Source organism: Pseudomonas sp. GW821-FHT04D07, assembly GCF_059420225.1.
The window spans coordinates 41,933-55,490 of the sequence record NZ_JBWKTH010000037.1; the positions used below are offsets into that span (position 1 = coordinate 41,933).

Annotated in this window: 8 protein-coding genes; 3 read left to right on the top strand and 5 right to left on the bottom strand. The window is 55.3% G+C overall.

Translation table 11 applies throughout. From position 1 onward, the window contains the following. Positions 1–304: 304 nt before the first annotated feature. From dsr1 to AC07T0_RS28640, 5 genes are all read right to left on the bottom strand, one after another. Positions 305–4,132, bottom strand: coding sequence for an anti-phage defense-associated sirtuin Dsr1 (dsr1, locus tag AC07T0_RS28620; RefSeq protein WP_495004336.1), 3,828 nt, complete (start codon positions 4,130–4,132; stop codon positions 305–307). A gap of 573 nt (positions 4,133–4,705) precedes the next feature. Next, a complete protein-coding gene (locus AC07T0_RS28625) occupies positions 4,706–4,900 on the bottom strand; it encodes a hypothetical protein (protein WP_495004337.1) in 195 nt (64 codons plus the stop codon). Between the two features lie 31 nt (positions 4,901–4,931). Then, positions 4,932–5,414 (bottom strand): hypothetical protein, encoded by a 483-nt coding sequence (locus AC07T0_RS28630; protein WP_495004338.1) that lies wholly within the window; start codon positions 5,412–5,414, stop codon positions 4,932–4,934. 132 nt (positions 5,415–5,546) lie between these two features. Beyond that, positions 5,547–7,016, bottom strand: coding sequence for a hypothetical protein (locus AC07T0_RS28635; RefSeq protein WP_495004339.1), 1,470 nt, complete (start codon positions 7,014–7,016; stop codon positions 5,547–5,549). A 228-nt stretch (positions 7,017–7,244) separates the two neighbouring features. Continuing rightward, a complete protein-coding gene (locus AC07T0_RS28640; RefSeq protein ID WP_495004340.1) occupies positions 7,245–9,869 on the bottom strand; it encodes a UvrD-helicase domain-containing protein in 2,625 nt (874 codons plus the stop codon). 387 nt (positions 9,870–10,256) lie between these two features. Between AC07T0_RS28640 and AC07T0_RS28645 the strand changes: the two genes are divergently transcribed. The 3 genes from AC07T0_RS28645 to AC07T0_RS28655 all read left to right on the top strand — a co-directional run bounded on the left by AC07T0_RS28645 (position 10,257) and on the right by AC07T0_RS28655 (position 12,603). Beyond that, entirely contained in the window at positions 10,257–10,961 is a 705-nt protein-coding gene (locus AC07T0_RS28645) for a hypothetical protein (RefSeq protein ID WP_495004341.1), read from the top strand. Between the two features lie 602 nt (positions 10,962–11,563). Further along, positions 11,564–11,911, top strand: coding sequence for a DUF6124 family protein (locus AC07T0_RS28650; protein WP_495004342.1), 348 nt, complete (start codon positions 11,564–11,566; stop codon positions 11,909–11,911). Positions 11,912–12,054: 143 nt separating this feature from the next. After that, positions 12,055–12,603, top strand: coding sequence for a hypothetical protein (locus AC07T0_RS28655; RefSeq protein ID WP_495004343.1), 549 nt, complete (start codon positions 12,055–12,057; stop codon positions 12,601–12,603). Positions 12,604–13,558: the final 955 nt, after the last annotated feature.

A 13,558-nucleotide genomic window follows, 5' to 3' on the forward strand; every position in this document is an offset into this window, starting at 1 on the left:
CAATCTGCTTACACACATTCGGGACGACACTACTGATAGGCACAATTGCCGAGCTGCTGCCGCATAGAGGGGCGCCCGTTTAACTACAACATGATGTGTTCGCCAGATGCTTACTCTCTCCCAAAGCCGCCCCAAGAATGTGAGCTACTGACAGCCACCCGTGGGATTGACCAAACGGTTAGTAGTGCTCCCGCCCTCTCATGGAAGCCGGCCATTTCTGCGGCCGGCAAGAGATCGCCCCAAAGCTGTCTATTGCAAGGAGCAACACTCAGCCAGGAGCACACGTTTCGAGTGCTCTCCAGACTCACATCCCTCGGCGGCGGGAATATTCAAAGAGGCGCTGATATCGGGCGTCCAGGTTCAGATCTGGCGCTGCCCGCACGATTGCGTCTAAGCATTGCCCTAATTCACGAGGCGCCCATGCTTGATCATCAATGATGGCACTCAGCAGTCCCAAGGCTTCTATTGGGAAACGGTCATTTAACCCAGATTCCTGCAATTTATGCACGACAAAATGTAGATGTTCGATCGGACGCAACCAGTCTTGGACAGACGTCAGGGCTGCGGGAAACTCAGAGCCCGCTGCAATACTCATTCGAACGAGAGATTCTGCTATCTGCGGCGTGGCGAGATCACGAGATTTGGGCCAGACGTGCTGCCAAAATGGCTGAATGCGATTCCTCCAGTACTCCTCTCGCTGATCAGCGGCCCCTTCAAGGGCCTGCGAAAGCGCTTGTGCAGACTCCTGAAGCCCCATCTGGGGCAACGCTTTGATAGAGGATTGGAACTCTTTCGTCGTATAGCCATCGATAGGCCCTAACGCCGCATAAGTCAGAAAGGCAGCAAACTGCTGGGCATGTTCACCCAATTCGGCATAGTGGTGTGCAGTCTCAAGGAACTGTGATTTAAACGCGATCAGCAGTGGCCGATACAGGCGGGGCGACCACAAAAAGCCCATCCATATGGCACGAGCTTCTACCGGATTGACCGCCCAATTAAGTAACAGCAGCAGGTGGCGTTCGGTCCACGGGCGATCCACGCGGAAGAGCGCGATTAGTCGCGAACCTAGTAATACTCTGCCGTGACGGAACCGGTCTACCCGAATATCACAGAGTTCGGTGAAAAAAGGTTCGATTTCGGATGGCAGTTGATCATTGTCGTTCGGCTCACGCTGGAACCAATAGTTCAACAGGGCCTGCGTAACGTGACCTATCGGATGGTTAATCGCCTCGGTGACAGGGTCGTTGAGCGGTTGGCCGTTTCGCGTCATGCCGGTACCAGCATTCAGCGGCAGATCCAACACGCGGCGGCAGAGACCTAGGAACAGCTCCTCATGTCGATTGATCGACTTGGACACGGTGTCCAGCCAGCGTGTGACGCTATGTACAGTTTCCAGTAGTACTGCATCTGGCATACTCTGTAACAGAGGCGCGGCGTATCGCCAAGATCGCAACACCCGCCCTTTTTCGCTCCAAACTTGCAACGCATCCCGCCATCTTCCCGCCGGCCATACGCCCTCTTGGGCCAAGTCGCTCAACGCGAACAAGCTGTTCATTAAATGCTTTCGGCAGACCTCGACCCAGTTGTCCTCATAAAAGGAGCGGCGATCGGGTAGCGGCTGCTTGAGCCACTGAACGAGTTCGTGCCTTTTGTGAGGCGCAATCTCAACATCTTTCCGTTCCTCGTAGTCCGGGTCACTGGTACCACTCATCCAATGCGAGAACTCGTCACTCTCGTTGGTCGCCAATTTCCAGTGAGGATTAGCACGTGACAGGTCGACCAGGCGCACTGTGGCGGCGGGCCCCAGAGCGAGCCCTGATATATTGAGTTTGGAGAGATGCAGCCACACAGAGTGCTCGACCAATTCTTGCCAACGATCTGCTTCAAGGTCCTCTCTGTACATCTCACGCGGCGGACCACTCAAGATGGCCATCTCCAGCCTATCCTGGATAGGCTTTACCAATCGACCACCTTGGAGTACCAAAAGCCTAAATACCTCTCGCTGCGTATCCACTGCCCACAGCCACCAAGATCCATCGCCCAACAGCCAACCCACCCAATTTTCGGCAGCAATGCAATCGTCCTGGCTGGCGGCGAAGAATGCCAGGCGCTTAAACGTTGGATATGGGAGTTCGAACCACACCTGCGCGATCCGCGTCGCACGGCCGGCATTGACTGTACGGACCGCCAACCACGCATCGCGCAACAACTCAATAAGCGATACCCAGTCGCGAAAGCCACGATTTTGCCAGTGCGGACTGATAGATGGTAGATCCCAATGAGATCGGTCTCTTTGATGGTCAACCTCACCTAACTCGCTCAGCAGATCCAACGCATCACGGAGTAGTTGCTGGAAGTCGTCCAGCAACAACGGCAAAGCTGATCCCCAAGCATCGTCTGTGAGGTCTCGAAACGTAGAGTTCACGTGATCAGCTGCCAGTACCAATTCCCAGTCCACGAGGTGTCGAATGTGGGTGGGCTCATCCGTAACTTTGGACTCCTCGCCTAAGCGGAATGGTTTCTTTAATACTACCTTGGGCGCAAGCACCCCCCGGAGCTCAAGCCGCAGCGTGGCTGTCAATCCATCCCGTTTCAAGCGATCTTTCCAGCGGTAGATATCAAACTCACGCCATGGCGACTTCACCCTCCCACTGAGAACCAACCGCCATAAAGTTCGCATCAACAGTCCAGGTATGGAGTTGGGTGCGTGGCTGCGAATCTCGTCCAACTCAGCCGCCTTACCCTCACGCTCAAGGCGAGCAAACTCATTCAACCGTTCCTCAATCAGCCAAACCCAACGGTCATGCAGTTGCCCACCTCGCTGCGCAATCCAAATAACCAACCGTGGATCATTCAAGTGCCTCACCACCCAACGGGCGAGCTGAAACATCACATCGTCCCATTGGGAACTCGAGATACCACCGGACACCAACATTTGCGCTGGTGCGAGTGGATATGGTGCCGGACGGCGAACTAAGCTGAAGCGCAACTTAACGTCTACCTCATCGCGCGGAGGTACGCCAAAACGATTGAGATCACCGTGCTCATAGCGCTCCTCGGAAAACGCATCTAGTAGCCAGTCCAGCGATGGGGCGGGGTTGAACGTTGCGAACTGTCGAGCTGGCAAGCCGGACTTATCAGACAACGCCCATAGCATTCGACCAACAAAGTCATCCTGTCGCGTACTGGCCGATGGCCGTGCAAGAGCATGACTGACAACGATCCGCTCCTTGCCCATTACGCCATCACGATAGGTTTCCCCCCATGCGTGCAAGGTCTCATGCAGGGCCGAATGGTCATGACTACCGGCACGAACATCGTACAAGATGGGGGTAACACCCTTCGCTTCCCACTCAATGGTCTTGCGATGTTCTTGCCCTGGTTCACAATCACCTAATGCCCAAGCTTGCGGTGTAATTTCTCCCAGCATTCGGTCGGCAGCCAGCGCATCCATCATGTAGCGCAGCACCGGATCATTGATGCTATACCCGACGAAACACACCACGTAGTTGCGGAATAACTCACTCACAAAGCGCGCTGCCCAGCGCTCCGTAAGATATGCCAAACCGAAATCGCCACTGGTTATCACCAAGCGGTTTAATACTGTGTCATCTATTTTTTTCGGCAGTAGGCCGTGCAGGTAAACAAGCCCATTCCAGCGACTGTTCTTTGGAATAGGGAGCATCGGCGCAGCATATGACTGGAACGCTTGCCCCGTTCGCTTGGCTGCGGTGTCGAATACGCGATCGAAGTTGGTGGTTACGAGGCGCAATGCGCCCTCGCGGCTACGTGCCAACCTCAGCAAGGCTGCATGAGTTTCTGTCGCACCTTTGCGACGAAAATTGGGTTTAAGGACTTGCGCCAAAGCTTGTCGGACGGCGAGACGTTGCCCTGGCAGACGCCGCTCCAGCAGATCGAGCGTGGCATCAAACTGGCTTCGGCCGAATGCCTCTTGCTCAATGTCAGAGAGCGTTGTGCCAGTGCGCCGATATATCTGCTCTACCAGCCCCTTGAAGCCTGGTAGCCCTGCTGGATAGGAAATACCGGCGCCACAGAAGAACACTACGCGACCTTCCTCATGAGCCTGCAATAGCTCATCGGGGATGTCCGGCCCATTAGCAACAAATTGCATTCCCTTGCCCTCTCCCAAATTCGCCTAATGGAACCGCGCGCCCCCTTAATGCAGGATTTTTTAACATAAACTCCGGAGTTTTCCCATCCGGATTTACCCACATGCCCAGCACTTTGCGTCAATCAAGACATTGAGAAGATAGAATCAAGCACCACGGAATCAGTGGCATAGCACTCCCAATAGCTGAAGGACGATGGACTCGAACGAAGTCGCACAATGAATTAAAAGATTATGGAACCTTGGATTTTTAGGGGCCGACACTTTCACGATCAAACTATTCTCAGGTACCTGCCGAGCATCCGGATGCAGCAAATTTCCTGCTTGGGAGGATTCTGTTCCAGGTACGCCGTCATCTTCCGGCCGATGCCTCATACATCTGATACGTCGCCGGCCTTCAGCCCCCTCTCCTTACGGCTCGTTGCGCGGACATCCAGAACCGCCCAACTGCACCTGCCGCCTCTTCGCACTCCGGTTGGTCAACTTGCTGAGGGGCCTGGTACCGGCAATGCCCACCCAGACCGGAATGTCGGTGCTCTTGAGCACTTGGGCACCGACCTATGCCGGTAAATCCTCTCACGGTGTATTCATCAAATCTTCCGCAGCGACTCCATCGACGGTCTTCATGGTTGCGGAGCAGGCATAAAAGTCGAAATCGAAATCCTCCAGGTAGCAGGCTGGGCCATGGACTTGGGCCTTGAGCGGGCGCGGGTCCCCTTCTCGCTTGAACAGCATCTTGCCCGTGACCAGGTTGAAGTCCGTGTCGACCACCGCGACGAGATCATGATCCGGCTCGCCGCTGTCACTCGCGCGGTGGAGCTTGATACCAATAAGGCGAAGCCTCCCATCGGCTTGCTGCTTGAACTGATAGCCTCCCCCAGGCGCCCTTTATCGCATCCAGATCGATGAACAGGCTGCCCCGTTCAATACGGGTGGCGGCTTCAATGTAGCCACTTGCGACGGCCAAGGTCTGAGCGATGACCCGCAGAGAACCATTGGTGTCGTGTGTCAGCAAGGCTATTTGAAGGCTCATCAAGGGCTCCGTGTGCCTGATGCTAATAGCCTGCACTTCACCTATTCCCGCAAGCTCGCCGGTGGTGGTTCCACTTACTGAACCGCCGTCGTGGGCCAGGAATGCCTCAAGCGCTTTCATATCAGCGAAGACCTGGCCCTGCTTGAGGGCGGTCACGGTATCTTCGGCTTGCACGAGCGCACTACCGCCCAAAAGGAACGAGCTGATCAGGAAGAAGAACGCGGTTTTGAAACAGTTGCGGGTACACACCATGAAAGGCTCTCGACGTGATGCTGAAGGGTCCATTTCGTGCCTGAGCGTCCAAGCCATGAGTGCTGGGTTGAGTCGCTGATAGCGTTCCATGTAGAGCGGGAGTGGGAAGCCAGGCTTCCCGCTCCAGGTGTTTTACTCCACCGCCTTGATCGTCCACTTCCCGTACCATTTGGACGGGCTGTTCGCGACATACTCGACCGGCACAAACAGTCCATACGTCTCCAGGTAGGCGAAAGTACCGATGCCACTCCCCCACTGGTAGTCCTGGCCGGTGCAGTTGAGTACTTTTGCGTTGCCCGTCAGGCTCGGGTAATAGGTGCTGGCAGGCCGCTGCGATTCAACGTTGCACGTGAAGCCGTAGTCCTTGGGAATCTTAAGTTCTTCGTCAAAGACGAACGGTATCTGCAGGGTGTATCGCAGCTGCGCACCGACCGGCATCGTCGCCCAATCACCCTCGAACTTGAGGTCAGTGGCAGGTGAACGTTCTTTGACAGAGAGCCCACTGGCAAGGGTGTTGGATTGACTTTTGCCCAGGGTAATCAGACCTCGGAAACTGACTTTAACCTCCTGGTTCAGCGAGCCTTGGCCACGCTCGACCAATAGCGTGCTCGCCTCGCTCGACGGGTAGCTTGTATCGCTCCCCAAGCGCCCCAGGCCGTATAGCCCTGGTCGGTTTGCCTCGGTCAAGTCGTTGAACACCAGTTGCAGGTGCTGGATGCCCTTCTCCGGCCTGGGCATATTCAATGCCTCGACGGCCTTCACGATAGAGGGGGCGATCACCGGTGCCGGCAATTTGAAGGGTGATTGCTCACGCCCCTCATAATGCGCGTACTGCTCCAGTGACTGCGGTTTGCCGCACGCTAACTGAAGCAGTTGGCGTTCATCGGCGTCCAGACTGCCCTGGCCCTTGGGGACGGGTTTTGCCTGTATCTGTCCACCCATGACGTGGCCTTTCGGGGCGAGGTGGAAGGTACTCAAGAGGGCGAGCTGTTGCAGTGAACAGTTGGCTGTCCAACGCTGGCGTGACTGGCGATACAAGGCTTCTTTGTCCGGCGTCAGCATCTCGCTGACCGGGACTCGGGCGCTCCAGAACGTGACCTCATCGCCCTTTACCTTCAGGCTGGCGCGATCGATCAGTTGCCAATCCTGATGGTCAGGTGTTGAGAAGGCGCGCCAGTCGGGCGGTGCTGTCTGAGCACAGACCTGTTTGAGTTGCGTGCTCTGCAGGTACTGCTTTTTTTGTTCTGCAGGAAGCTGTCCCAACTCCTCGGGTGGCGCGCTTGGACCATCAGAGAATGGCACCATACCCCCGGTAGTACGAAAGTACATCTCGACAGTTGGCTGGCTGCAACTCGCCTGGAAACTCGCCAGATAGCGGTGCTCCCGACCCGGCGGGGTGCGCACGATATAAGTGACTCGATCCCCTTCACGCACGATTGAGCTCGGCTCTGGGGTCCCGTTCAGAAGGGCGTTGAACACCTCTAGCCCTGACGGGGTTACCGGCGGTGAGGACGATGCGCCCCCTAGGGCTTGGCATCCTGAAAGCGCCAGGGTGAGGGTGAGCAAAGGAAAACAGTCAAAGCGGTGGAACAAGGCATCCATGCGGGCGTACTTGATTGACAGAAAGATGGCACTTTAACATGAATGCATTTCTGTCACTGAGCCGCAGCGGGAGCGCCATACAAAACGTGCGCATACCGAAGAACTACGCCGCAGCAACGTACTTGCGAAGCAGCTAATCCAGAGCAGCCTTCCAGAGTGGCATCTACGAAACGCTATGAACACGCCCTCTCGATGCTCAACTAGGTTAATGACGACATGTTCATGCCCTTAGCGCCTGAGGTCTCGGAAATAGGGTTGGCTTCTGTCTATTCGCTCCGAGGCTTTCGGGAACCCCTGAGCCCCTGGCTTCGGGGGATCAAGGAACCAGTAGCAGTGAAGCTTGGCACGTGTAATCGCCACATACGCGAGCCTCATCACCTCCTCGCCCTGGGCAAAGTCATAGGCCCTTGCTTCGCCATTCATAACCAGCTTGGCCATAGCATAGGCCTGATTTCGCCAGTCGGACGAGGAAAGCTGCTCGCAATCTCCGACTAGGAATACGGCATCGGCCTCAAGACCTTTCGAGCCGTGGTACGTCATGAGCCGAATTGGATCTCGATCCTCTTTCCGCTTCTCCCTCTTCGCACGCTGCATCACGCCTGCGAGCTTTGTAGTCACCTCACGCAATGTGCTTCTGGATCGGGACAGCACCATAACTTCATGCCCTGCCTCATAATGTCGCTCGACCAGCTCCACCAGGCGCCGATCATCACGTCGCAAAAGCTGAACCGGGATGCTCAAGTCCTTGACGTCGGGATGAGCAGCTACACCATGTTTTTCTTCAATGGAGCGGGTGTGCTGCACGATACTTTCGGCAGCATCAATAACCATCTGCTGAGAACGGAAATTCTGCTGCAGCATGATCCGTAGATTTTTGGGCGACGGGAAATACTGTTCGAACTGTTGGAAGAACTTAGGTGAACTGCCGCGCCATCCGTAGATGCTTTGCCAGTCGTCGCCCACTGCCATCAACGAGGGGAAGATCAAGCCCTGTGGAGAGCGATACTCAAACCTTCGTCGCCGAAGCTCAGCGAGTAGACCGCGTAGCCAACTGATAGTGTTCGCACCACAATCCTGGAATTCATCCACGAGGGTGACCATTTGAGCTCTCAATACGCTATCAGGAAGCTTGCTGAGGTTTTCCTCGCCATGCTCGCTGTACATAGAGAACATCTTGTTGAAGGTGAAAACACGCGGTGTCTGATCAGCGAGGAAGCTCTCAAATGCTGGCCAGAACAGACCAAGCGCCTCGAAGAATTTTGCTTCGATATCGTTCTTCCTGAACTCCATCGCCTTCACTGCCTCAGGCACCCCAAGACCGAGGTTTTCAAGGAAAGATGCAGCGCTGTGGAACGCCTGCATGATTGGAGCTGGCCTGATATCTCCGCCGACCTGATAGCTAAATTTGGGGACAGCAGAAACCTCTCCTCTCAGCGTCTCGAGCGAGCACAAGGCCTCTTCGTAGTTCGTGAAATACAGGACGCGCTTCGAACAGAAAAGTCTGAAGAAAATCCTCCTCATGTTCAGCGCCAGAGAGAGTTCCGTCTTGCCCATTTCGACCATTATGGTGTCAGTTTCACTTCGGTCGAGTCCGAGCACCACCAGAGCGTTCAAGTCCGCTGCGTATCCGTGAGCATGGAACGTGTGCCCCTTTAGCCTTATGGGTTCGAGTTCAGTCGTTACCCCAGGCATTGGCCAATACCCAGCCTTACGCCAAAGTGACTCCACCGCCTTACAGGCCTCTTGATCACGAGCTGAGCAGAGCTTGATCACAGCTATGCGTGCGGCATGCTCTGGATCCTGCGGATTAAGGGGCTCTCCGATGCTTACAGAATGTTTAACAAGCTCGATGATCAATTCGCGGAAACGTTGGTTGTTCTCAAACAGGTTCTGGTAGCACCGGTTCATGAGGTCTAGCTGTCGCACATTCAACCTAACGTCCAAGACGTTTTCCGGCTCTTCGTCTTCAGCGGTGTTGTCCTTGCTGAGAAACTCGAATGCCTTCGCATTCTGAAATAGCGGCGACCATCTGAAAAAATCAAGAATGCGAGAGTGGAACGTCCGTACAAAGCTTTTACCCTTCTCCTCGTCCATGGGGATTTTCCACAACGTGAACACCTTGACCACCTTTTCGATGAAGTCGAAGCGTGAGTCTCGAGTGAATGTCACGACCGTGATGTTCTCCTCAGGCACATTCAGGTAATGCCGAAGAACGAGCAGGCGCAGCACCATCGTTGTGGACTTGCCACTACCAGCACCGGCGACGATGTAGGTGGAAGGACTTCGTGAAAGAATCATCCTCCATTGGGGATCTGTCGGCTGCTGATAGGAAGGAAGCTTCGCTTCGATATCAGAGCGAATCCTACGCTCGAGTTCTGCGGTGATGGGGAAATCGAAGTGCTCGAAGAGGTTGGCGTCTACTCCGGGAGCTACGTCTGTCAGCCCCGCTCCGGGGTTCAGCTCCAGTACCAACTTTCCTTCCTCGAAGCCTGCCTCATGACCGGCCTGATAGCCTTGCTCACGACCTATTCTTCGTCCATCGCGGAGACCTTCTGTGCGACCATCTTTGACCCCCTCCTCATGGCCTGCATCCCAACCTTTTGTATAACCGGCGGCATGACCATAAGTCTTACCAGCGTCCCAGGAAGTGTCATCGTGCGCATCTGCCTTCTTTAGCAACCACTGGGCGAAAGCCTGTGCTCGTTTGGCCACATGCCCTTCAGCACTCTTAGATTGCTTAGATGTTGGCGTGTTCTCCGATTCATTCTCGGTGGGTGACTTGCTATCCGACTCGTGTAGAGAACCCACTTGGTACCAGCCTTTTGCGATATCCGTTCGATCCGGTAGGCGCACACCCACCGCCACGCGCCCGGCCTTTTCAGGATGAAATGAGACTTACTGACTCATCACCTTCGGCAGGGCTTCTGCCTGAGAAAACCTCGGCAGCTACGGAGAATGATATCACCGAGCCATCATAAAGTGCCAAGCTTGAGCCCATGAAAGTCCCAGACCAAACGCATTCCGTGCCCAACATAATGCCCAAGCCGTAGCTATGACTGGCTGGCTGCCGCCGTAATCTCGCTTCGGCTGGAAGGGGTACCTCAGTCATTTTCCGGGGCGGGCTCATCAAACAGATGCTCCACACCTTCTTGACCTGTTCCGGAGGCCATGCCATCGGTACTGACAGCAATCTAGTTAAACTACCAACGCCTCGTATGGACACTCGGACTGAATGCCCCCATGAAAAAAAACACCTCACTGTCGCTCCTGCTTCTGACCTGTCTGTCGTTGCCAAGCTGGGCTGGCTGGTATGAGATCCGCAACTACACCGGCACCCTGGGCAGTCATTCGGTGCATATGTCGCTGCAGACATATGTGTGGTTGCAGCAAGGTAAGCCCGGGAAGGTCGATGGCAGTTATTACTATGATGAGCACCGCATCCCGATTGCTCTGCATGGTGAGCAACAGGCTGAAAACCAGCTGGCACTCTGCGAAGAGCCTGGCAAAAAGTGTCCCATTACACTGATGGTGACTGACCAAGGCGCGAGCGGTACCTGGAGTAACGGCAAGCGGACCTTGCCGATCAACCTGCAACAGGTAGGACGCCTGGATAACACCGACGAGAGCAAACAGTTGCTGGAAGGCAGCGTCGAAATCCCGATGTGGTCCCATACCAAGGATCGAATGTTCCTGGGCGTCTACGGTATTCAGGCCCCAGCAGAAACGTACCAAGTGCCCTTCATCACGATGAAGACGATCAAGGAGGTCGAGATCAAGACTGGCAGGCTGGTACGGACTCTGGAAGTCGATGACATGGCCGGTTTGTTAATGACGCCGATCTATATGAACGTCGAGGCTTCGGCACAGGGCAAAGGCCTAAACCTGCTCATTCAGCATAGCGGCGGCCAGATGGGTTATGACGAGAGCCGGGTTATCGCGGATTAGCCAAACATCTACGGAGTCCAGAGGGCCCGGGAACGCCAGATGAGCGATGAATAGATCGATCATGATGTGTTCTAACGCAATGGTTTCGACAGGAGGTGTGTGGCTTCAATTGGAACGCGCCTTTGTAACGGCTACATTTGAATTTTCTGCATTTCAACCCCCATTGCTGCCAACGCCCTCCATGGCTCGAAAGCAGCGCCCCATCAACGGCCCCTTACACTAGTAGGATCGAACACGGGGTCAGTGGCGCTCAAGCCTCTCACAGACGTCGGCAATTTCAACGACCGGCAAGAGTTCTCTCTTTCCCTTGAGTGAAATTTCCTAGAAAATCCTGACCGCTTGTTTGCGCCTGATCTCGCGGCTAGGCTTCGACTCCTCACTGCTCATCAGTGATCGGGTTTAGTCGCCCGCGAAACTACGGCGCACTGCGTCCCCTTTGAGACAGGCGTTTTTTTATCGCCTGCACAATATGGTGGCCGTGCGCAGGGCACCCTCGGGTGCGCCGGTTCCCTAGTTTCCGGTCGACTAACCTGCGTACGGCCGCCACCCATCGTTTAGTCGCGATCTGCGGCGGCTCCATTCAAACTAGGGAGTTACGCCATATGTTCAAGCCCACCCCCAATCCGCCCGCAACCTCCAACATCGAAAGCATTGACCCTCGTATCGCCGACCGTGCCTTGTCTCACTACAACCTCGGTCCGAAGGCAGGCGCTAAACCAGCACCTGTCACCATGCTGCATGATCGTCTGAATGAACCCGGGAACCAGGAAGACGCCCTGGCCAACGTCTACTCAATTCTGCAATCCGCCGCGGCCACGGCCTATGAGCACGCTGATAACCAGACCGGTTCGAACCGCAACGTGGCGATGGGTGTGGTGCATCTGATTGAGTTGGCACAGCTGAGGATGGACTCGGTGCTGGATAGGCAAGCGGTCAGCATCGGCGGCTGACCACGCTCTGCGGGTGAGCGGAAAGCCTGGCTTCTCGCTCATTCGGGTCTGAAGTTCAACAGCCGTGTCAGCCCCCCCCTCAGTCGATTGCCTGCCCCTGCTCGGACCGAGACCAAAACCACTCCATGCAGTGTCCGAGCCTGTTGAACCACAACAAACAGGGCTATCGTCTGACGGAAGTGCTTCAGTCCATTCGCGAAGCCGTCATCCAGGAAGCGTGGGATGATGAGCCTTTGTTCTTTGACTTCGGCCACAAATGCTTTCCTTCCACAGGTGAGCGATCAGATCGAATCCTGTTGGATCTGCGCCTGGTCGTAGACCGAAAGGAAGAAGAGCGGCAGGTGCTGACGCTCATGCTCAGGCATGAAGCCGAGGCGCTTGAAAAGCGGATTCCTGGAGAGCTCTTTGCTCTTGGTGAAGTTGTCATGACCCTTGGTGTGGAGGCGCTCGTTCAACAAGGTTTGTTGGACATAGCGCCCTATCTGGACCGTCACCTCTGTGGAGATTGGGGAAATCTACCCGGGACGGACAGACAGAAAAACGAACTGGCGGTGCTGACCGGCGCCAGCTTGTTCTCGCAATACGACGTTGACGTTGGAGCGGCGAAAAAGCTCTGGATCATCACCTCGGCGGACAGGCGATTCACCTCCCTCCTCCTGCCCATTGAACCCACCCTGCCCCAGTTCGACTGAGGCTAACTGACCGTCTACCCGCCTTTTCAGGCGAGTAGGCGGTTTTTTTGTATTCTGGGTTGGGCGAGATCCGCGCTGGATGCTTGGTGCTGCTATTGCGACATTCCGGTGTCGGCAAGTTCGCACCGCGATCGATGCGTTGCCCCTAAACTCACCAAGCCGCCTACGCGACAATGAATCGTGTGATCGATCAGTCAGATGATCATCACAGGCACAATCGGCCAAAAGTGGTCCCGCGAGCTATGCAAGCATGTGAAGCATGTCCATGAACATCGGACCTGAGAGATCACGTATCTCTCCGTCGTCAGCAACCAAGCAACCTACAGCGCCAGCGAATGACTCTTGGTCATGCGCTGGGATGTCCAAGCTGCAAATGATCCTGTAGCGGAACAGCCAGCCGCAGGCGACGCGACCGCACAGTTCTACCGTTTGATGATAGCCATCAACGGACAGGGGCCGGGCACCGTGGGCCTGCGCAAGGTTATATGCTGTACTGCCGGTAGATTCGCGCTGGGAAGATTCGTTGTTCATACGCACTGGAAATGGCTGGAATAGCAGACAATTATCTACTCGTTTGGTTTGAATGTCTGGGCATCCGCTCTGGGTCCAGGCTGTGTAAAAACGCTTCGTCAAAATTGAAGTTTGCGCGTCTATGCGAAATCTGAAAATTATCGGCTGCTCAGCTGATCTGGATTTTGCGTAGAAACGCGATTTTCAGTCCAGCACTGGGCTCCAATCGCGCTGAAAAACGTTTTTACACAGCCTCGGTCGATTACGGCCCTCGCGACAGGCAGAGATCGGCCAGAAGCAGCCTCTGACCTTTGGCCCGCTTCGAATCGATTGTTTTCAAATGGCCAGCGGGGCGGTTAGAGTGTCGTCCCCCGGAATTGGATCCTGGGATTTCTGCCATGGAGTTGTTCAGTGAAGTACCTCAGTAAAGTTGTAGCCGGTGGTG

What these genes read in the sequence shown, in the direction of transcription:
- dsr1 (WP_495004336.1), bottom strand. Translation starts at nt 4,132, where the DNA reads ATGCAATTTGTTGCTAATGGGCCGGACATCCCCGATGAGCTATTGCAG.
- AC07T0_RS28630 (WP_495004338.1), bottom strand. Translation starts at nt 5,414, where the DNA reads ATGGTGTGTACCCGCAACTGTTTCAAAACCGCGTTCTTCTTCCTGATC.
- AC07T0_RS28635 (WP_495004339.1), bottom strand. Translation starts at nt 7,016, where the DNA reads ATGGATGCCTTGTTCCACCGCTTTGACTGTTTTCCTTTGCTCACCCTC.
- AC07T0_RS28645 (WP_495004341.1), top strand. Translation starts at nt 10,257, where the DNA reads ATGAAAAAAAACACCTCACTGTCGCTCCTGCTTCTGACCTGTCTGTCG.
- AC07T0_RS28650 (WP_495004342.1), top strand. Translation starts at nt 11,564, where the DNA reads ATGTTCAAGCCCACCCCCAATCCGCCCGCAACCTCCAACATCGAAAGC.